This window comes from Chitinophaga sp. Cy-1792, assembly GCF_011752935.1.
Taxonomy (GTDB): Bacteria; Bacteroidota; Bacteroidia; order Chitinophagales; family Chitinophagaceae; genus Chitinophaga.
Genome location: NZ_VWWO01000002.1, coordinates 2,403,683 through 2,425,225, shown reverse-complemented (window position 1 = coordinate 2,425,225; position 21,543 = coordinate 2,403,683). Strand labels below are relative to the sequence as shown.

18 protein-coding genes are annotated in these 21,543 nt (G+C 46.6%); 5 read left to right on the top strand and 13 right to left on the bottom strand.

The genetic code is table 11. The features are described from left to right. The first annotated feature begins 31 nt into the window (after positions 1-31). The 3 genes from F3J22_RS23900 to F3J22_RS30695 all read left to right on the top strand — a co-directional run bounded on the left by F3J22_RS23900 (position 32) and on the right by F3J22_RS30695 (position 4,645). On the top strand, positions 32-3,310 hold the full coding sequence (locus F3J22_RS23900; RefSeq protein WP_167020444.1) for an efflux RND transporter permease subunit: 3,279 nt from the start codon (positions 32-34) through the stop codon (positions 3,308-3,310). Between the two features lie 25 nt (positions 3,311-3,335). After that, entirely contained in the window at positions 3,336-4,454 is a 1,119-nt protein-coding gene (locus F3J22_RS23895; RefSeq protein ID WP_167020443.1) for an efflux RND transporter periplasmic adaptor subunit, read from the top strand. Positions 4,455-4,519: 65 nt separating this feature from the next. Then, positions 4,520-4,645 carry a hypothetical protein gene (locus F3J22_RS30695; RefSeq protein ID WP_255492078.1) on the top strand — a complete coding sequence of 42 codons (126 nt, stop codon included), beginning with the start codon at positions 4,520-4,522 and terminating at the stop codon, positions 4,643-4,645. On the opposite strand, the gene F3J22_RS23890 is transcribed toward F3J22_RS30695, so the two are convergent. The 4 genes from F3J22_RS23890 to F3J22_RS23875 all read right to left on the bottom strand — a co-directional run bounded on the left by F3J22_RS23890 (position 4,640) and on the right by F3J22_RS23875 (position 7,584). Continuing rightward, positions 4,640-5,659 carry a methyltransferase gene (locus F3J22_RS23890; protein ID WP_167020442.1) on the bottom strand — a complete coding sequence of 340 codons (1,020 nt, stop codon included), beginning with the start codon at positions 5,657-5,659 and terminating at the stop codon, positions 4,640-4,642. The two genes, F3J22_RS30695 and F3J22_RS23890, sit on opposite strands and share 6 nt — an antisense overlap. 158 nt (positions 5,660-5,817) lie before the next feature. Further along, positions 5,818-6,396: a hypothetical protein gene (locus F3J22_RS23885; protein WP_167020441.1), complete on the bottom strand. Its 579-nt coding sequence runs from the start codon at positions 6,394-6,396 to the stop codon at positions 5,818-5,820. A gap of 16 nt (positions 6,397-6,412) precedes the next feature. Further along, positions 6,413-6,874 carry a hypothetical protein gene (locus tag F3J22_RS23880; RefSeq protein ID WP_167020440.1) on the bottom strand — a complete coding sequence of 154 codons (462 nt, stop codon included), beginning with the start codon at positions 6,872-6,874 and terminating at the stop codon, positions 6,413-6,415. A 206-nt stretch (positions 6,875-7,080) separates the two neighbouring features. Further along, on the bottom strand, positions 7,081-7,584 hold the full coding sequence (locus F3J22_RS23875; protein WP_167020439.1) for a hypothetical protein: 504 nt from the start codon (positions 7,582-7,584) through the stop codon (positions 7,081-7,083). 236 nt (positions 7,585-7,820) lie between these two features. Here F3J22_RS23875 and F3J22_RS23870 point away from each other — a divergent pair, with 236 nt between their 5' ends. Continuing rightward, positions 7,821-8,648 carry a dioxygenase gene (locus tag F3J22_RS23870; RefSeq protein ID WP_167020438.1) on the top strand — a complete coding sequence of 276 codons (828 nt, stop codon included), beginning with the start codon at positions 7,821-7,823 and terminating at the stop codon, positions 8,646-8,648. Here the strand turns inward: F3J22_RS23870 and F3J22_RS23865 are convergent. Further along, positions 8,626-9,633 (bottom strand): SUMF1/EgtB/PvdO family nonheme iron enzyme, encoded by a 1,008-nt coding sequence (locus F3J22_RS23865; protein WP_167020437.1) that lies wholly within the window; start codon positions 9,631-9,633, stop codon positions 8,626-8,628. The genes F3J22_RS23870 and F3J22_RS23865 overlap by 23 nt on opposite strands. A gap of 156 nt (positions 9,634-9,789) precedes the next feature. Between F3J22_RS23865 and F3J22_RS23860 the strand changes: the two genes are divergently transcribed. Then, complete coding sequence (locus F3J22_RS23860) at positions 9,790-10,797, top strand: hypothetical protein (protein ID WP_167020436.1); 1,008 nt, start codon at positions 9,790-9,792, stop codon at positions 10,795-10,797. A gap of 383 nt (positions 10,798-11,180) precedes the next feature. On the opposite strand, the gene F3J22_RS23855 is transcribed toward F3J22_RS23860, so the two are convergent. The 8 genes from F3J22_RS23855 to F3J22_RS23820 form a co-directional block, all read right to left on the bottom strand. Beyond that, positions 11,181-11,909: a hypothetical protein gene (locus tag F3J22_RS23855; protein WP_167020435.1), complete on the bottom strand. Its 729-nt coding sequence runs from the start codon at positions 11,907-11,909 to the stop codon at positions 11,181-11,183. Between the two features lie 330 nt (positions 11,910-12,239). Beyond that, positions 12,240-13,136 (bottom strand): DUF1444 family protein, encoded by an 897-nt coding sequence (locus tag F3J22_RS23850; RefSeq protein WP_167020434.1) that lies wholly within the window; start codon positions 13,134-13,136, stop codon positions 12,240-12,242. A 35-nt stretch (positions 13,137-13,171) separates the two neighbouring features. Further along, positions 13,172-13,687, bottom strand: a complete 516-nt coding sequence (locus F3J22_RS23845; protein ID WP_167020433.1) for a class I SAM-dependent methyltransferase — start codon at positions 13,685-13,687, stop codon at positions 13,172-13,174. Positions 13,688-13,769: 82 nt separating this feature from the next. After that, positions 13,770-14,429 carry a hypothetical protein gene (locus F3J22_RS23840; RefSeq protein WP_167020432.1) on the bottom strand — a complete coding sequence of 220 codons (660 nt, stop codon included), beginning with the start codon at positions 14,427-14,429 and terminating at the stop codon, positions 13,770-13,772. Between the two features lie 119 nt (positions 14,430-14,548). Continuing rightward, positions 14,549-15,517 (bottom strand): DUF4302 domain-containing protein, encoded by a 969-nt coding sequence (locus tag F3J22_RS23835; protein ID WP_167020431.1) that lies wholly within the window; start codon positions 15,515-15,517, stop codon positions 14,549-14,551. Positions 15,518-15,545: 28 nt separating this feature from the next. Further along, positions 15,546-16,394, bottom strand: a complete 849-nt coding sequence (locus tag F3J22_RS23830) for a putative zinc-binding metallopeptidase (RefSeq protein ID WP_167020430.1) — start codon at positions 16,392-16,394, stop codon at positions 15,546-15,548. A 17-nt stretch (positions 16,395-16,411) separates the two neighbouring features. Then, positions 16,412-17,869, bottom strand: coding sequence for a RagB/SusD family nutrient uptake outer membrane protein (locus F3J22_RS23825; protein WP_167020429.1), 1,458 nt, complete (start codon positions 17,867-17,869; stop codon positions 16,412-16,414). An 11-nt stretch (positions 17,870-17,880) separates the two neighbouring features. After that, positions 17,881-21,507 carry a SusC/RagA family TonB-linked outer membrane protein gene (locus F3J22_RS23820; protein ID WP_167020428.1) on the bottom strand — a complete coding sequence of 1,209 codons (3,627 nt, stop codon included), beginning with the start codon at positions 21,505-21,507 and terminating at the stop codon, positions 17,881-17,883. Positions 21,508-21,543 lie beyond the last annotated feature (36 nt).

Here is a 21,543-nt window from a genome sequence, read left to right as displayed (position 1 = left end):
CCATGCTTCTTTTAATTAAGAAAGAATTACTATGAATCTAATAAGTTTTGCGCTAAAGAAACCGATTACCATTCTCGTATTGGTAGCAGGTTTGTTCTTTTTCGGCATCAAGGCAGTAACGACGATCAAGATAGATATCTTCCCTAAGCTGGATATGCCGGTGCTTTATGTGTCTCACCCATTTGGCGGATACACGCCGGCACAGATGGAGACCTATTTTGCCAAGCAATACATCAACGTATTCCTCTTTGTGAATGGCGTGAAAAGTATTGAGACAAAAAACATTCAGGGGCTTACCCTGATGAAGATTAACTTCTATCCCGGCACCAACATGGCGCAGGCGGCAGCGGAGGTGAGTGCCTTTTCCAACAGGATACAGGCCATATTTCCGCCGGGCTCCAACCCGCCGTTTATCATCCGCTTCGATGCCTCCACGCTGCCGGTAGGACAGCTGGTATTGAGCAGTGATAAACGCAGCAACAACGAACTGCTGGATATGGCCAACGTATATGTTCGTTCTTCCTTTACCTCCATACCTGGCCTGGTGGCCTCACCGCCGGTAGGTGGTAACGTGCGTACCATCGTTATCAAGGCAGATCCTGAATTAATGCGTCAGCACAACCTGACGCCGGACCAGCTGGTAGAAGCGATGCGACTCAACAACCAGACCGCTCCTTCCGGTAACGTACGTATCGGTGATAAAAACTACATGACACCGGCCAATACCACCATCAAAAATGTGAAGGATTTTGAGAACATTCCTTTATTCAAAGGCGATGTATCTAACCTTTACCTTCGTGATGTAGCCACGGTAGAAGATGGCGCCGACATCACCTCCGGCTATGCCCTGGTAAACGGCCGTCGTTCTGTATACCTGAGTATTGCCAAAAGTGCGGATGCCTCTACCTGGGAAGTGGTAAAACGCCTGAAAGCCGCTATGCCTAAGATTCAGGCGCAGCTGCCGGAAGACGTGAAACTCAGCTATGAGTTCGACCAGTCTACCTATGTAATTAATTCTGTAAAAAGTTTATTGTCGGAGGGTGCGATAGGTGCATTGCTCACTGGTTTGATGGTATTGCTCTTCCTGGGTGATGCCAGGGGTGCGATGATCGTAATCATGACCATCCCGACGTCCATTATATCTGCGGTGCTGTTCCTGAGTTTATTCGGGCAGACTATCAACATCATGACGTTGAGCGGTCTGGCGCTGGCCATTGGTATATTGGTGGATGAGAGTACGGTAACGATAGAAAATATTCACCAGCATTTAGATATGGGCAAACCCAAGGCCCTGGCCATATGGGATGCCTGTCAGGAAATTGCTTTCCCTAAATTGCTGATCCTCTTCTGTATCCTGGCGGTGTTTGCACCGGCCTTCACCATGGGCGGTATTCCGGGATCACTGTTCCTGCCGCTGGCACTGGCGATCGGTTTCTCCATGATCATCTCTTACTTCCTGGCACAAACCTTTGTACCAGTGATGGCTAACTGGATGATGAAAGTGAAACATCATAAGAAAGCCGACGGACATAATATGTCTGACGCGGAAGAATATGCCGCAGCAGGCATACCTGCCGGCAGCGAGCATAATACCTGGGACCAGAAAGAAATGCTGCTGAGGCAGGAAGACAGCAACCGTGATGGTAAGGTGAGCAGGTTTGAAAAGCTGCGCTACCGTTACCTGAACTTCCTGGAGCGCGTGATGCCGTATCGCCGTCCTATAGTGATCGGCTACCTCGTAGTAGTATGTGGCATTGTGGCGTTGCTGTTGTCGTCTATAGGCAGGGATGTATTGCCTAAGGTCAATGGCGGACAGTTCCAGGTGAGGATGCGACTGGCAGACGGTACACGTATCGAGAGCACGGAAGCCGCTACCATCAAGCTGACCCACGCCGTTGAAAATATAGTAGGTAAGGAAAATGTAGCCATTACTTCTGCCTATGCAGGTACACACCCGCAACAGTTTTCTATCAGCCCCATCTTCCTCTGGATGGCAGGTCCTCACGAAGCAGTGTTGCAGGTGGCGTTGAAAGAAGATTATAAAACCAACCTGGATGAGCTGAAAGATAAGATCAGGGATAGAATGGCCAAAGAAGAACCAGGCATGAAGCTATCTTTCGAGCCGATTGAACTGACCGATAAAATCCTGAGTCAGGGTTCTCCAACCCCGGTAGAAGTAAGGTTTTCCGGCCGTGATAAGAAGCTGAATGAAACCTATGCACAGAAGATGGTGGAAGAGCTGAAGAAGATCTCTTATCTGCGTGATGTGCAGATTGGCCAGGCGATCCATTATCCATCTGTAAACGTGGAAATCGACCGTGTACGTGCAGCACAGCTGGGCGTAGATATGAGCGATATCTCCCGTTCATTGATTGCCTCTACTTCGTCTTCCCGTTTTACAGAGAAAAATATCTGGGTAGATGAAAAAGGTAGTAACAGTTATAACGTACAGGTGCAGATACCGGAGAACAAGATGACTACGAAGGAAGATATCAGCGAGATACCGTTGATGAAAAACGCTTCCCGTCCGGTATTGGGCGATGTGGCTACTTTGACCAACAGTACTACCTATGGCGAGATCGATAACCTTGGCGCTATGCCGATGCTAACGGTAACGGCTAACCTGAATAAGAAAGATCTGGGGTATGCTACCCAGGATATCCAGAAAGCCATTAAGCGTTTAGGTCCGCTGCCAAGAGGATTGAATGTGGAGCCGATCGGTATGAGTAATACGTTAACGGATACACTGGATAGTTTACAGGGAGGTCTGATAGTGGCCATTGTGGTGATATTCCTGATGCTGGCGGCTAACTTCCAGTCGTTCAAGGTATCGGCGGTGGTACTGGCAACGGTGCCGGCGGTATTGCTGGGTTCACTGGCGTTGCTGATGATATGTCGTTCTACGCTTAACCTGCAGTCGTACATGGGTATGATCATGTCGGTGGGGGTATCTATTTCCAATGCGGTGTTGTTGATTACGAATGCGGAGCAGCTGCGGAAGGTGAACGGCGATGCCATCAAATCGGCGAGAGAGGCTGCGGCGCTGCGTTTGCGTCCGATCCTGATGACAGCCTTGGCGATGGTGGTAGGTATGATACCGATGGCCAGCGGCCTCGGAGAAGCCGGTGATCAGTCTTCCCCGCTGGGAAGGGCCGTAGTAGGCGGTTTGATTGCCTCTACCTTTGCAGCATTGTTTATCTTGCCGCTGGCATTTGCCTGGGGACAGGGTAAGGCGAGCACGCAGAGTGTTTCCCTGCATCCGAGAGATGAAGAAAGTATTCACTATATACCAGAAGACGACAAAAAATAAATCAGATCATTTTAAAATACATCATATGAATAGCGGTTTGCGTATTACATTTCCTTTTTTATCAGCGATGATCATCGGCATGGGGTTACAGAGCTGTAGCACTTCCGAGGCGAAGGAGGAAAAGAGTGCCGCAGTGGAAACGCCGGCATTGCAGACATTCAATCTATCCAAAGGAGCCCTGTCTTCCAACATAAAAATCCCTGGTGAGCTCGTAGCTTTTCAGCAGGTAGACCTGTATGCCAAGGTGAGCAGCTTTGTGAAGAAGCTCAACGCGGATGTGGGCACAGAAGTGAGTGCCGGCCAGGTGCTGGCAACGATGGAAGCCCCTGAGATCAATGCCCAGATGTCTGGCGCAGAATCGAGGCTGAAATCACAGGAAGCGATTTACCTTTCCAGCAAGGCCAACTACGACCGTTTGCTGGAAACCAGTAAAACGCCGGGAACTGTTTCCCAGAACGACCTGGACATCGCCTTTGCCCGTCAGAAGTCTGATCTGGCACAGCTGGATGCGGCGAGAGCTTCCGTGCGTGAGGTTACTGATAACCGCAACTATTTGGAGATCCGCGCACCTTTCAGCGGTGTGATCACTGCACGTAACGTGAGTGCCGGTGCCTATGTAGGTCCGGCAGGTAAAGGGTCTGAGCTGCCTATCTTCACATTACAGGAACAGAAGAAATTACGTTTAGTCGTGAGCGTGCCGGAAGCTTATACCAGCTATCTCAGCAACCAGAGCGAAGTTTCCTTTACGGTAAGATCTCTCAACAACAGGAAATTCACGGGTAAGGTAGTGCGTCTGGCGGGAGCGCTGGATCGCAAGCTGCGTTCCCAGCATATAGAAGTAGACGTTATTAATGCGGATAAAACCTTGCTGCCAGGCATGGTAGCGGAAGTATTGGTGCCGCTGAACAGCGCGGTAAACAACTTCGTAGTACCGAGCAGCGCTGTGCTGAACAGTACCAAAGGTGTGTATGTCATCCGCATACAAAATAACAAAACACAATGGGTACCTATCACCATCGGCAGAAGTGAAGATGGTAAAACAGAAGTATTCGGAGATATCGCAGACGGTGACCAGCTGGTGACTGTTGCCACCGAAGAAGTGCGGGATGGAGTAGGCGTACCGGCTACAAAAAATAATAAATAAGAACTTTCAATAGAAAATAGGTTGATAAATGTAAGGCTGATCTGTATCTACAGAACAGCCTTTTTTTGTCTGCTACCTGGAGGTTCTTCGTCCCGCCGCAGGCGGGACGAAGAACACCTACCCGCGATGCCGGAGGCATCGCTGAACTGGAGAAAATCTCCCTGGCGGGGGATTCTCTTCGGGAATTATAATTTCTCACCTTCGACGATGCTGACATCGTGGACTGCGAGATCGATGACTTTATTGAATTGCAGGCCGGCGGCTTCATACAGCTGTTTAAATTCCTCTGCGGTACGCTCTTTACCTCCGGTAACGGTGAGCATGGTGATATCCATTAATTTCCCGCGATGCGGGATATTAGCAGGTGGGATAACGGCATCAATCACGAGTAGCTTACTGCCGGACTTCATGGCGTTACTACAGTTTTTTAGTATACGTAAGGCATCATGTTCGTGCCAGTCGTGCATGATGAGTTTCATCATGTAGGCATCTGCGCCGGCAGGAACACTTTCGAAGAAATCGCCGCCCTGCGCCTGGCCGCGGTGGCTCAGCCCTCTGGCTGCGATGGCGATTTTCGTTTGTTCGGCAACGTAAGGCTGGTCGTATACGATACCCTGAAGGTTTGGTGCTGCGTTTAAGGCCGCCATCAGCAGCTCGCCGTTGCCGCCACCAACATCTACAATACTATTGAACTGAGTGAAGTCGTAGGCAGCTACTACGGCCTGATCGGTAAACTGTGTGAGTCTTGTCATCGACTCCATGAAGTTGAGCGCGTCGTCGGGGTGTTTGGTATAATATTCCCAGAGGTCCATCTGGTAGACATGATTAAAGGAGGCGTTGCCGGTTTGTGTGCTGTAGAGGAGGGCTCCCCAGGGTGCATAGAGCTCGCCCATGCATAGCTGATAGTATTGCTTCATGGTGCCGGGAGCGTTGGTGGTGAGGCCAACAGCAGCTTCCGTCATTTTAAATTCACCTGACGGGGTTTCTTCAAAGAAGCCTTCTCCCGCCAGCGCCCGCAGCACCCTGTACAGGGAAGGGGCGTGTGTTCCGGTGGTGATGGCCAGGTCGTCCAGACTTTTGGGTCCTTCCTGCAGTATGTCTGCAATATTGAGTTTGCAGGCCACATAAAGGCAGCAGGAGAGCCATTGCTGTGCCAGAATGTGTAGTAGTTTTTCCGTGTAGGGTTGGGTGTGGGGAGATGCCATAATCGTATATTTTTATAATGATGAGATAATAGCGTTTAGCCGGTAGGGTAGGATGCCGGAAGGGGTGAAAATAGGAGGCGTGACTGCGTTGGAATGGCAGTTGGGGGAGACTTTCGCTATCTTAATTTGTTGTGACAAAAGATAAGAATACCGGCTTCTTAGGAGAAGTCAGTATTCTTTATCCAGATGACGAGTTGTGTTATTAATATTCCAATGCTGATGAATATCATCAGGAAGCCAGTGTATATCGACCAGGTGGCGGAGTTATTATTCCAGGTAAGGACTTGATCGGGTCTGAATAGTGTTTGTCCATTGAAACTGCAGCCCATTAAATTCAGCTCCGACGTGCTGCTGCTGATTTTCCATTCGTCGACACTAAGCATTGTTATGAGTAGGCTGTCGCCGGTTTTGAGGGAGTGGAAAATATTGACAGTGTTATTGTCGGATTCCAATACAGAGAGCGAAGTTTCCTCAATGATGGGCGTGCATGAAATGGAGGTTGTTGGGAGTATGTATTTGGACCTCCTGGTTTTTCCTGAAGGAATGCTTTCATGGATAGGCGAATCAGATAAAACGATGGTGGCTTCTTTCAGGTCTGAAGCCCGGAAATATTTTTCTTTTTTTCTGCTGACACTCATCAGTACTATTATTACTCCAAAAAACAGCAGCAAAAAACCGAATTGAGCGGGACCACCTTCCCCGGTGTCAGGATTATTTTTTTTAATCAGATCTTCCATATGATGATGTTAGTTATCAGGCTACATTATTTTCCCTTAACCAGGAGTTAATTTTGGTAATCAATATTGCCATGCCTAAAAGAATGGAGCAGGCACCTATGTAAATCCATCTGGTAGCAACTTTCTTTTCCCAGCGGAAGAGTTGCTCCGGTGTGAAAAAGATTTGTCCTTTGGCTTCACAGCCAAGTATAGAAAGCGTTGTATAACTGCTGGTGAGCTTCCATTGGTCAATGGAGCGGAAATATATTTTCACGGTATCGCCGGCTTTTAATGCTTTAAAGCCATTTGTCAGCAGCGACTCCGCGTTACCTTTAATTACAGGTATGCAAGTGATGGATGAAGTTGGCAGCTGGTATTGTCTTTCGGTTTTTTTTCCATAGAGGTAGGCGATTGATGCGGGCTTATCCTGTAGGACAATCCTAGCTTGCGCCAATTCTGCTGTGGTAAAATGTTGCAGACTTCCCGGGACTGTTTTCATAATGATCATAATTATGCCAAACGCCACCAGCACTAGCGCGAACGGGGTTGCCATACTTTCCTTTTTGTCAGGCGGCTTTTTAACTGCTTCGTTGTTCATAGGCATAGTTGATAGTGGGAAGATATATTTATTTTATCTATACCAGATAAAAATCTCCTTTATTCTTTTATGCAGCTTTGGGTGGCAGATTTCCTGTGAATTATTCTTTACCTGTTTTTCTGTGTATAGCTATGTATCCAGCGTTTAAACTGTACCGCCTGCATTATCAGGCTTATGGTGAACAGTCCTGCGGCAATGTACATATTGACCCACCAGCTCCGCTTGTCCTTTTCTTCGACCTGGGTAGGAGTAAACAGCGACTGTCCATGGACCTCACAGCCTATTACCCTTATTTCCCTGTTATGCGTTTTCATATAACGCTCGTCACTGGCTTTTATCTGGATATTGACAGTATCACCTGTATGTAGCGTGCTGATAATATTTTCTGCCGGCTTATTCTTGATGATATCCAATGCACCATGAGAGATAATAAAGGAAGCGTGCTGGTTATAGGCTTCCAGCCGGTACACGGTCGTAGTGCCTTTGAACTTATTTGCAAGACGGGGAGTTCCCTGTACAATAAGCGAAACGGGTATCAGTTCAGTGGAGCTATAGCGTTCACTAAAAAATGCATTTCGGACAAGGCAGGCAATTCCTGCCAGCAGTAGCATGTATTTAATTTTGTTGTTACTGATTCGAGGAGTAACATGTTCTTTTTCTCTCAGAAGATAGTCGGCAACGGGCATGGTAATCTGATAAAATTGGCATTGGAGGCTATCCTGCGCTGATACGCTATACTTTAGGATAGTGGTAACATTTTGTATCGCTAAGGTAAGTAATTTTACAGGGATGCTTCCGGTAAGGTTTGCGGGGAGGTAACAGCTATTCAAAATCATAGTAAAGATAAATGGACCGGAAAAAATTTATATCACTGATGTCGTTACTGCCGCTGCTGAAAACAGCCAGGGGAGTGGAAAAGCTGTTGAAGTACCCGGATGCGCTGGCAGAAAGTGAAAAGATGCCGGTATTTTTTGTGGGCCACCAGGATTTCTCTGCTTCGCCGCATATAACACCCTTTACGCAATGTTTGCGGGATATGGGCAGAACGGTGAAACCCGGTGCTATATTGGTGATTTCTGCCCACTGGCTCACCCTGGGAGAAACTTATGTCAATATCTCTGAGCGGTTTGATACCCCTGAATATCCTGTCCATGGCTCACCGCAGACGGCCGCACTGATAAAAACGCTGGCGCATGTGAAGGAGGAACCGGCGCGTGACCTGGACCATGGTGCCTGGAGCGTGCTGCGTCACCTGGCACCCAATGCCGACATTCCCGTGCTGGAAATGAGTATAGACATGGAAATGCCACTGGACCAGCATTACCAGCTGGCCAGGCAGCTGAGCGCCTTACGTAACAGGGGAGTACTGATAGTAGGCAGTGGTAATATCGTGCATAACCTGGAACTGACAGCCCTCAGGTTCTGGACAGATAAGCCTTTCGACTGGGCGCTGGAATTTGAGGACTGGGCAAGGAAAAGGATTGCCGACAGGGACTTGTCGGGCCTGTTCCAGTATTACAAGCTGGGAAAAGTGGCACGCTATGCCGTGCCTACCATGGACCATTACCTGCCGATGCTGTACTGTATGTCGCTCTGTGACCCGGGCGAACCCATTGTTTTCACCCATGAAGAAGTTATAAAAGGTATGGCTTTTACCTGTTTCCGGGTAGGTTAGCAGGAATATGTAATATCCTGCGGTAATAGTTGTATTCGCCTGTAATCTGGTCTTTATAGGCCATGTCTTCGTCAAAGATATTGGGGTCCCGGGCATAGGTGGCCGCCGGGAAATAACCCAGATCCAGGCCTCCGCCGCCACAGATCGCACAGCCACCGTCGCCGCCCCGCAGGAAATATTCGCTATCCATCAGTATTTCACTATGGTAAGGGTTGTTGGCGATCACCAAGCCGAAGTGGTTGGGCATATCCAGGAAATAGGGTTCTTCTTTCGGGTGGCCTGTCTCAAAATGGTGGTATTTTTTCGTATAGTCCAGCTGGTTACCCCAGGGGTATAATGTTCTGGAGCCGCCACCAGCGAGGTATTCCCATTCATCTTCTGTCGGTATCCGGAACCCGGTGGCCACAACAGAGGCTACAAATTTATCGTAGTCCATACCTTCATATAGCTGAATGGAAATATTGCTGCCACGACGTTTAACACGATAGCTTTCATTTACGGTATAAGTATAGTTTTCCCTTTCTGATGCCTGTACTGCAGCCATTGTCTCCGGGAAGCTGTCAAAATCTGCCAGGCGGGGATCATCAGCCGCCACCTCAAACCAGCCAGTTTCCCGAGGGATACGTTCCACAAGCATTGGAGGAATAGTGACCGTCCTTACCGGAGAAAGGGCGGTGTGGAAGTATTCGTTCATAGCTGTTTCGTTGCCATCGAAAATTTCGAGGATATTTGCGAGGTTTTCACCGGAGAAGTTTACCTGATCGAGGCCCAGTGTAACGGTATCACCAGGTACAAAAACGAATTCCGTGCCCTGGAAATCGAGTATGGCCGAAAAAATCTTTTGTTCAAACCGGCCAAATTTTTCGAATTTTTTTATAGAAAATCCCTGGAACCAGCTATTGGTAATCTCTTGTAAAAGTCGGATTGCTTCGGCTTCGGTTAAGGTGTTCCATTGGCTGCGATATAGCATGGTAGCGGTATTCATATGGTTAACGTTTGTTGGGATACCGAAGGTAGGAATTAATAAATGAATAACATGGCCGATGTAGGAGTCCTTATGAAAAAATAAAAATTTGTATAGATTTGCAGTCATTATTATGATTAACCGAATATTGAAAAACAGTAAAATCCATTTACCCAAATGAAAAAAACGACTTGGCAGATCGCCGGTGACCGTATTCTGCTTTTCCCTGTAAGGGTGTACAAACCGCTGGCCATAGCGATGGCCGTTATTTTCCTGGTGATATGGTACCTGATGGTAATGACTTCACCGGAGTTGCAACAGGGCACTACCGCCATCAAGGGGTATGTTTTTATTACGCTTGTATCTGCACTGCTATTCTTCTGGGGAGGCACTTCTGTGGTATTTGACAATACTAAAAAGCGCATGTACAAGATGATTGGCGGCATGATCCCTACCAGTGGTATTTCCTTCGATGAAATCGCCGCTATCCAGGAGGTGACAGGCACGCATGGCCTTGTATTCAGAGCGTTCAAGCGTTCCGACAGGCATGGTAAAGGCATTGCCGTTTCTTCCTATTATGGCGGCTGGAAAAGCAAGGATGCCAACCAGTTTCATAATGAAGTACTGCCGAAAATCGGTGAAATGGTATTTGGGAAAGCGGAGGAAAGGCCTATCAATACTTATGTTCCCATTACAGATTTTACTTTCTATGAAGAGAAAAATAACCTGTATGTAATGAAACAGAAACGTACAGGCCTGGTAGTTTTCCTGCTGTTGTCGCTGGTTTGGTGCTACTATGCTGTTAAAAAAGAAGGAACGATTAACTTTGACAATGCCTTCCAGTACTGGGCATTCCTGGTGTTCCCTTTTATCATAGCCCTGGCTTGTCTGATAGCTTTGTTTACCAACTACAGTTTCGATAAACAGAACAGAAAAATCATCCGTTCCTATTTTGGTGGTATTTATAAGAAGGAAAGTAATTTTGATGATTTCATACGTTTTACTATCATCAGAAAATCGACCAACTTTATGTATTCAGGAACAGAGGTAAGAATGGAGCTGCGCCATCCTTCACAACAAGGCAGGATATTGTATGTGACGATGAGAAGGTTCAGTGGTACCGGTAAAATTCAACGCTTCCTGGAAGAAACGCATAATTTACTTGGTACGGTGGCACCGCAATAACTGATAACTGAAATATACCGCATGAAAAGGCTGTATCGAAAGTAGTTTTACCCGATTTTTTTCGGGCATCTGATGAAGAGAATTTACGTTTATGCAATTCTCCGCGCTTTCAGACTACTTTTGATACAGCCTTTTTTACTGGTTTTGTAATTAGCATATTATTGCTAATACAATATGCAGTAGTATCTGTCGGGATAATTTTTCACTGTTTTGTGATATATAAAATAGTATAATAATCGTCAAAACAATAAAATGTCAAATTCTATTGCTATTTTCTGATTTTCCAGGGAGATTTGCTTGTCTGGAAATTCATTCATCTGCTTAGCCTTTTGAAATATGCGAACTTCTGTAAAAGCAGGCTTAGTTTCTGATTACAGTACACATTAACAAGCGGCACTACCTCCTAAAAGCCCGCCACCAATCACACCTAATGCTATTCCAACAGGAATGCCTACAACGGTTGGTGTTGCATACGCCCCTCCCTGAAGACCTCCCATAATAGCTCCTCCAAGAATTCCAGCTGCACATTTTCCCCAGTAAGGCCACCAACCCTGATCATAGGTGTATGAAATTGGTGTGAAGGGACCTCCTGGAGTAGGAAGATCAATCTTGCCATTGGCTGCAGCCAAAGACTGCTGATAGGCTGACTCAAAATATCCCCCGTTTGCAACGAAGTTATCCATCATTTCCTGGAGAATGAGCATCCTTGTTTTTTCTTCAGTTGAGAGCGCCTGGTCATTTTTTGATTGATCTACCAATTGGTGAATATAATATTGGTAATCCAATTCAGAAGCAAAACGACTTGAATTCTGTACTGCCTGATAATAAACGTCAAAGGCAGGAGAAAGAACCGAGTCACTTCTAAGGTTTCTACTGGCTGCCACTCGTGCTTTATTTGCAATTGCATAGCTATCAAGACGGTGGGTCTGAATGAGATTGAACATTTGACTATTGACATCAGTCCAATAAGCCTTGATATCTTTTAACTGACTTTCAGATAATTTGACATCTTCAATTTTTTTTTCGACATTTTTAATTCCATGGTCATTTTTGCTACAGCTGGAAAGTAATACTACAGTAAATAGTACAACGAAAATGTTTACAATTTTCATAATTGATGTTGGGATTTAGAAAATGGGTTTCGACATTAAGTTTACAAACAAGGCCAATAAATCGTTAACATGACTATTGGTCAGGGAAAACATTTAAGGTTCATTTCAAAGGGTAACCAGCAATAAAATCTGAAATTTCCCGACAGATAATCTAATTTATCTGATTTGTGAATCGGGTGTATTTTGTTTTTTGAACCTGATAAGGTGAGGATGCTTAATTAATTGAAAATGACGAGGTATTAGCAAATTAACACCTGCTAATAAATTTGTCAAGGTTTGAAAACAAATATGGGGTTACAAATATTTGATTGGTTCTGGTTATTTTTTCTATCAAGCAGTAACACTCACTGTCTCCACTCTCTCGAATTTTCCTGCTTTTTGTTGGTATAGCAGGGGAGATACCGGATAAGCTTCTGTTTTATAAAGTTCGATGGCGAGTTTCATCATGGGTTGCAGGAGATCCAGGTGGTCGCTGCTGGAAACGAGCACACAATTCCTGTTGGAGATTGTTATGATCAGGTTTTTTTCCAGCGGGAAGTTTTCTTTTGTCCAGAAATCGTCCAGTAAGATCATGCTGCTTTCGTATACGTTATCGCACTTAACGGAGTACAGGCCTTCTTTTAGGAGGGATATACTTACCTCTTTCCGTTTCCTTCGGAGGTTGGCCAGGCTTACTTCATAAACGGTGTCGATATCCAGGCCCAGGTTGGGCAGTTCTTCCATGGAGAGGTAGCGAAACTGTGCCTCGGCATCCAGTACATACAGGATATTCAGGTCACTGTTGTATCTGCCTACTGCCAGGTTCTGGCCTTCAACAGCCTCTGATAAGGCTTTCATGAGGTGGGCAGTTTGCGATACATTTCGCACGATGGGCAGGATATTTTTAGTTTCCGGCTTGCTGTTATATTGGATTTTTGTCAGGTGTGGCATGATAGCTATCTGGGCTATCAGGCTATCTTTGGCAGCCGGATTTTGCAGGTACTGGCGATAGAGGTTACCTGTAAAGGTCTTGTAGCCTTGCCCGTCGTGTGTGCTGGCGATGGAATCTTCAGATTCCTGCATGAAGTTGTATTGTGGAAGTTCCAGCCGGAGTTTTTCCAGGCATTTGCGTGTAAATTCATCCTGACTGAGCGGGAGGCCACTGTTGTCCTGCTTTTGTTGGGAACGCTTCCAGAGGTATAAGGCTAATGCTGCTATAGCACAGAAACTAACGTAGTATACTACCATTTTGGTCGAATAAGGTACACAATAATACATCTTTTTTACATACGGGAAAATAGGGCTGCATACATTTTGGCCGCCCCGAAAACGGAAGGTCTGTCGCCCAGGTAGTGGCTGTTTCCGAAGCCATTGTCTTTCATCAGGTGTTGCAGGTCGGCGTAGCGGATGGGATAAGGCACCCAGGTGTTGGCGTTGCCTGTTTCATATTCCACGATAACAAATTGGGCATCATGGGTGATATGTCGTGCCAGCTGTCTTATTAAACCATTTTTATCTTTAACATAATGCAGGGAATTGGCCAGGAGGATGCCGCGGAAATCCCTGGCAGGGAGTGCTTCCTGCTGGAAATCGAGTTGTTTGGGGATGATATGGATATGATGCGGGTTATGTAATGGCTCCAGTCTTACCGGCTTATGATCTATGGCATAGATGGTACTTTCTGGCGGGAGTAGATTGGCCAGGGCAAAGGTAAACAGGCCGCTGCCGCAGCCCAGGTCTGCCCAGGTACCGCCGGGGTATGGGTGCCTGATTAAAGCGATGGCTTCCCGTAATTCCATGCTACTAAGTTACGGTATTGGTTTAAAATGGCGAGCTGTCTCAATAGTATTGAGCCGGCCCGCCGAAAAACGGGCCTTACCGTTATTTACTGGTGTTGTATGATTGAACAATAACGTCAATATTATCTTTGGTAAGCTGGCTGCCATTGATAAACTGCACTACACCGGGTTTGTCTGCCAGGTATTCGCTGAGTGCTTCCCGGAAGTTTTTATTTTTTGCAGGTACCACCAGGTGTCCTGGTATTCCTTTTTTCGTAAGAACAAAAGTGGTGGCGGGTATCCTCCTTGTTTTGTACGTGTCTCCGGGAACCTGAGGTGCGTCAAAAAAGCCCTGGGCCTGCTGGAAATAAACGACGAAGAGATTCAGGTCGCCCTGGATGCGGGTTTCAGCAAAGCATTTACTGATTGTTTTATTCGCCAGTGACTTCATGGGCAGTTTTACATTTTCCAGGACAGTGAATGTTGCTTTATCGCCATCTTCATAAAAACCAATGCATTCATCTGTAGAAATGGTGATGGCTTTACTGTTTACATCTTCCCGGAAGCGAAACCTGTCCGGCATATCAAAGTTGTATTTTATCAGGCCTTTCCTGACAGAAGAATCTTTAAGTATATAGTATCCGGTGCTATAATAACTTTCGGTATAGAGATTTTTTTTATCATTAAAAATGCCCTGTGCGTTGGTAGAGGTAGAGGATAGGTGGAAGGTTATCAGCGCAGCTACAGCGTATTTGAATTTCATAAGTACAACGTTTAGGCGTGTAAGTTACTGACTTAAACAGCACTGGCAAATAAAAAGCCGGTCCCTACGAACAGAGACCGGCATTTACCCTAATTTATGAATGTTTATGCAAAAACCAATTATCGGGCAGCCTTGAAGGTACCTGTAACGACTTCATCGCCGTTTTTATCTACTGCGAACAGATCTACCTGGGTATGTGCATCGTTTATGCTACGCACCAGCAGGTAGGGACTTTTGGTAGTTCTAATCACATATTGAGGAAGGGAGTAGACCATTGGCGTAGTTCCAAGGCGGCGCTCCGCATAGGTGAACATGGAATTTCTCGTTACATAATAAAGACTGAGGTTGTTCTGACTTCTGGCCAGAAATCCTCCAACAAGTGTACCGCCAAGGTTCCTGCCGCCTGCAATCTGTTGGTTGATAAATTCCATATCATCCGGGCCGAATTGTGTAAAGGCAAGGTACATCGTTGTAGAAGTACCGTTTTTAAATTTCAGATTTACCGGATTATCCAGCCATTGCGCCATAGGACTGTCGTCGTCGGTGAAGATGTTGAACAGATCATAATCTGCATCGAACCATTTAACCGGTGTTTTTTGTCGGAGCAGCAGAAGTATAGAACCTCCTTCTGAAGCATAGATGTTGCCTTTACGATATGACTGGAGCATAATCGTATCAGGTCTGGCATCCAGTACCTTGAAAAAATAATCTGAAACTCCGCCCAGCTCATACAAGGTACTGATGATAGAGCCACTGGCAAAGCTCAGTAATGGTGAGCCTGTAGCGCTGCTCAGCTCATATTGCAGTGGATTACCTGGTCCGGGGTAGGGAGATTTGGTAGTATATACTTTTTTGGCTGTATCAAAGCGGAAAAGTATAGGCGTGGCTGTTATAACGTTGGTATCCGGGTTGGGGATCAGCATCAGCCAGCCATTGGGTGCATCCGCAAGATAGGATTCAATTTTCCTGTTCAGCTCCGCCTGTTTGGCAGCGGTACGGTCCAGGTCAATATCTTTTTCGTATTTGGTACAACTCACCGCGCCGATACAAAGTAGCAATAAAGCGAGTATTTGATGGATTCTGCTCATTTTTCTTAATTTAAACATGATAGACTACTCAGGGGTGCAGGGTGTTGATCACTGAGTCCAGTTTGGTTTCCATGGCATGGAGGTCGATCCCTTTGCTGGTATAGAAGTCGTATATCATTTTATACTTTTTCATCAGCCTGGGATTTTGTGCAGCCATTGCCAGTACCGTAGCCTTTGGATAGCGGATCATGCTTTCCACTGTAGTAGCAAAATCTTCTTCCGGCATGTAGCCTCCATAGGCAGTAAAGAAGCCATCTTTAAGGGCCTGTGCATCGGTATGGCTCTGGAATTCCAGGTTGTAATAAGTGCCCTGACTTACCTGGTCATAGCCTTTAGGGCGGCCGTATTTATGGTCCAGCTGGTGTGCATGTTCATGGTACACCGTACAGATATGATCTCTGATCCAGTCGAGGTCAAAATCATAGCTGTCTACGTCTCCCATACCTAAACGGTAATATTGTCCGTTCAAGCCTGCGCCGGCAGCGAGACCGGAGTTGATAGAGTTGAAATGTACACCTGAACCGATGGTCAGGTATTCGATGGGCAGTTCGTTTTTACCAAAGGCCGGTGCAAATTTGGCGATAGGCTCCAGCCACATATGCTGTACTACGTTCCTGGTATAAGGCAGTACTTTTTTGTAGAGTGCCGGCACAAAGAAAGTAGTAGGATCGATCACGCGCGGATCGAATTTGTATACCACCGTTACTCCATAAGTATTTCGCAGCTGTAATATTATGGTATCCAGTGCATTTTGTGGTTTCCCGATAGGGAAATAATCGATGGTATCATTGATAACCGGCTGTTTATCCTTATAGCAGGAACTAAAGGTAATTCCTATTACAGCCGCTATTATAGAGAGTTTCAAATACTTTTTCATACGCAAATATGTTAACATTAACGAGGGTTCAGCTGACCGGCAATCGGCATGTTTCTTTCCTGTTCCAGTCGGGGAATCTGAATGGCTTTACGTAAATCTGCTGCATCAAGGGTTGCTGCAGGCGCTTCGTTTCTGGCCAGGCGGTGCAATACCTTGATCTTAAGACGTTTTACATCAAACCAGCGTAAGCCTTCGTTGACAAATTCTTTCCTTCTTTCCAGGAGTACCGTGTCCAGGAGTGCCGTCGCCGCGATGTTTACGTTTAATTTGGCATAAGGGGAATAGCGTTTGGAGCGTAATGTTTCCAGGTCGGTGAGTGCATCACTAACGGATCCATTGTTCCTGAGCAGGGCCTCTGCGCGGTTCAGCAATACTTCTTCCATATTGAAGTATGGTGTTTTGATAGGCGTATTGTTAGGGCTGTTAGGCTGGGTGGCGTATTTGATGGCGATCACACGCTGATCAATCACTGTACCTACCGAAGTGAATACCTGTTTGCGCAGATCATTGGTTTTGTACAATGCCATGATAGAATCGCTTGGGAAGAACCCACAAATACTGAAACCTGTTGGTACCAGCGGGCCTAAGGTGGAATTGTACGCGAGCATGAGGATATTTGGATGAGAGGCCGGGTCCATGAATCTGTTGGCGAAGAAAGGTATGCCGCTGGAGGTTTTATAAGGGATATCATCTGATAGAACCCTTACGCTACGGCCTTTTTCGGCAATAACAGCGTCGGCATATTTTACCGTCGACGTCCAGTCTCCCTTGTACAATTTAACTCTCGACAGAAATGCATTGGCGGCAGCAACAGAAAAATGATATGGGTTGGTGCTTACTGCATTGCCGGCTTGTTGTAGTAACGCCAGGCCATCAGTAGCATCCGCTTCTACCTGATCATATACTTCTTTGACAGTATTACGGGTATAGGTGTTGATATTCCCACGGGCAACCGCAGTTACCAGCGGTATACCCAGGCTGCTCCCGGCGGTGGCGGCATCATACTGTGCTCCGAAAATATTCACCAGCATAAAGTGGCAATAGGCACGTATCAGCTTTGCCTCTCCCTTGATGGCCGCTTTTTCTTCTGCGGTGCCACTGGCATTATCAATACCTTCCAGTGCCACGTTGGCAACATATATTTTGGCGTAGTATTCCGAATAGGCGCGGGCAGGGCCAGTGCCGATATTATCCGGGTAATCATCTTTCCAAAGGTACATGGGAAGATAGCTGCTGATATTGGAAGCCTGTGCCAGCCCGGCATGAAAATCGTAATCATCTGTAAGAATGTCTGTAAACAGATCATGTCTAACCGGGTAACCATTAACGAGTACCTGCGCAAATTCCCTGGCTGTAGTTAATGGCGCCCTGTTATCGTAAGGCTCCTGGGTAAACTTTTTACAACTGCTGAAAGCCAGGCTGGTGGCAGCGAGGATGACAGCGGCGTATTTTATGGTGCTTTTAAATTGTTTCATCACGGTTCAGTTTAGAATGAAGCATTCAGTTTCAGCGTATAGGTGGTAGGGTTAGGTAAGCTCACACCACTGATGATGCTCTGAGGATCTACACCTCTAAGGTCTTTGTCTGCCCAGAAATAAAGGTTGTTGGCAGCCAGTGAAAGCCTTGCATTTCTGATCACCTTACGTTGATTAGGTCTGTATCGTGGGATAAAATCGTAGGAGAGATTGATCTCACTCAAACGTAATACCGCCGCATTTACCACCATCAGGTCGCTTCTGTTGTATGCAAATTCAGGCTCGAAGAATGCAGAGCTGTAATAGGCATTCTGGATATTGGAAACCAGGCCGGGGATATTGGTGTAACCCTCGTCGCCAGGGATGCGCCAGCGTGCTGCCACATCTTTCTGGGTAGCCATGTTATCCGGATAGATACGTTTTACGATAGGGTTTCTGAATACTTTATTACCAAAGCTATAGGTAAAGAAGAAGCGCAGTTCAAAGGCTTTGTAGTTAAAGCTGTTGGTGAATGAACCGGTAACTGTAGGGTCACGTGAACCCATATACCTGATCAGACTGTCGTCCTGAGATGTCAGCTGAATATTGTTTTGGATAGTACCTTTGGCGCCGTAGAACCATGGCTGTCCGTATACGCCATCGAGTGTTGCAAATTTATAGGCATAGAGGCCGTGTAAAGGTTTGCCCTGTGCACCATAGCCGGCCGGCGCTGTTTTGTTGGTCAGGAGCGGAGAGAAGACACCGCTGGTAACGGTATTCTTCACCTGGCCTACGAGTACATTAAAGTTCCAGTGGAAGTCTTTGGTCTGAATAATATTTTTGATGCCGAGTGTTACGTCCACACCTTTGTTATTCATGCTGGCCCAGTTGATGGTTTTGGTGCCAAAGCCATCTTCATAGGCGACGTTACGGTCTGCAACGAGGTCTTTATTGTTGCGATTGTAGAACTCAGCAGTCAGGTTGAATTTATTCCAAAGACTGAGGTCAACGCCAACGCTGGTGGTATAGTCCCTTTCCCAGTTCAGGTTAAAGAGTTCGGGAGAGGCGATACGTAATCCCAGCTCATTGTAATTTACATCGCCACGATTATAGTTCTGGTATTTGGCATTGATGGCAGGAGAGTTCTGCCATGCGGTACCACGGAGTGCATAACTGCCGCGTACTTTCAGGTAATCAACCGCAGTAAAGGCTTCCATGAAGCTTTCGCGGTGAACGTTCCAGGCCACACCAACGCTATAGGTTGGCAGGAAGTGACTTTTGGTATCCGTACCAAACATGTTGCTTCCATCGATCCTGCCGGCTAAATCGAGCATGTATTTCTGCTTGTAGGCATAGCTGGTGTTGATGAAGAAAGCAGTTTTGTTTTCATGTGTAAAGCCTTCCTGGTAGTACTGGTCGCCTTTCTGTAAAGACTGGCGGATGGCCAGCTCACTAGGGGAGATGATACGGCCGGAGTAGTACTGGTAACCGTAGCCTCTAACTTTCGACCAGCTCACCTTATCCTGACCTATTTCAAATCCGCCGAACACATTCAGGTCGTGCTTACCGGCAAAAAGATGATTGTAGTTCAGTGCGTGGCGCATAGTAAGGAAAGTACCTCTGGTATTGCGCTGATCGAGGATACCTCCCATCGGCAGAATCGTTTGCGGGATAGCGTTGGGATCGTTCGGATCTTTATAGAGTTTTTTATTGAGATCGGCGACAGACTGCGGATTATCTGCGCGGTAAGATGCAGCCACGTTAGAGTTTTCTGTCATCACGTGATCATTGTCTGCAGCTATTTTGCGTACAGACAGCAAGGCTTCATAACGCAATCCGGGCATGATTTTGTAATTCAGGCGGAGTGCTGATCTGATTTCCTGTGTCTTCAGCGTATTGAAGTTTTCATTCAATTCTTTTAAGACGTTGAATGGCGCGTAGTCACGGAGATAGTATTTATAGTTGCCATTTTCATCATATGGCATCATGGCGCGGCTGGTATTGGAGGCGTAACTGAATGGGTTCAGTTCAAACTCGCGGGTAGGCTCGCCATTAGTGGTATCGCTGTCGAATGTACCTGGCGCCAGCTGGTCGCGGTAGGAGAAATTGGTAGAGAAGTCAATATCCAATCTCTTTGTAACGTTAACGGTAGTACGGAAATTGGCCGTATAGCGGTTGGTTTTATAACCGATTGCCTGACCATCATCGTGCAGGTAGCTACCGGAGAGGAAGTAAGTAGCTGTTTCGTTACCGCCACTGAGAGAGAGGTTATGTTCCTGTACAATATTATTGCGGAACAGCACATCAAACCAATCGGTGTTGACAGCTCTGGCCTTATTGAGCATGGCATTGGCCTGATCAATAGTAATTTTACGTTGTGTATACTGGTTGTAGATATCAGTAAATGCGCCGGTGCTGGATGGGTAGTTGAGTACAGAGAGATAACCGTAGCGATAGAGCTCTGCGGAGAGGTCCATCTGCTCTTTGGAGTTCATCAGGTTAAAGGTGGCTACCTGTGGTTTCATGCCCACTGTCCAGGCGGTACCTGCGTTTACGACCAGTTCTCCTTTTTTACCTTTTTTGGTGGTAATGGAGATAACGCCGTTGGCAGCACGGGTACCATAGAGGGAAGTAGCAGAACCATCCTTCAGTACCGCTATATCCTCGATATCGTTGGGGTTGAGGCCTGCAATGGCAGAACCCAGCAGGGCAGCAGGATCGCCGGAATACAGCTGGTTAGGCTGGATATTGGCAGGAGAGGTGATAGGCACACCGTCTACCACATACAGTGGTTCCTGGTTGGCGCTGATGGAGGCACTACCGCGGATACGTATCTTAGGCGTGGTACCGAAGGTAGAAGAAACATTTTCTACCGCTACGCCGGCAACAGCACCTTGCAGCATGTGCGACACATCGCCGACACCGGAGCGCTGGATCAGGGATTTATCTACCTTACCAACAGAACCGGTAAAAGTTTCTTTATTCAGCGACTGGAAACCGGTAACGATTACCTCATTCAGCGCTTTCTCTGCAGGGCGCAAAACGATGGACAGCGGTTTACCTTTGTGAACAACAATATCGCGGGTAGTGAAGCCTGGATTATAGATCACCAGTACATCACCTTCATTGGCCTGTATAGAGAACCTTCCTTCCGCATTGGTATTCTGGGCGGAAGTAGATTTACCTTTTACGAATACGGTAACGCCGGGGATAGGCGCACCACTCGAATCAGTGACCTTACCTGTGATGGGCTCCTGCTGTGTAACCACCGGCGTAGTGCTGGCAGGAACATGGTGTGAGGAGGCCGCTGAATCTGCATAAACAAAAACTGAGCTTTTGCCGATTGTATATTGCAGGCCCTGTTCCCTTAGGGTGGCATCCATTACGGTACGTAGGGGCATATCCGTTATATCCAGGTCTACCGGCTTCATTCCTTTTATCAGGGATGATTTGCATACTACGGCATAGGATGTCTGTTTTTTAATAGACATGAATACCTGTTCTACCGGGATTTTTTTTCCTGAAATGGTCATGTTCTGTGTACTTCCTCTTACGCTTATATGTAAGCAGGTCAGCAGAAATACAAAGGCCGCCAGTCTCTTCCATAGCGTACCTGGCCGGTCCTTGGGAGGACAGCCCACATAGGTGTGCATTTGCATAGATCGGGTTTAGTTTTGATTGATAAAATTCATGCT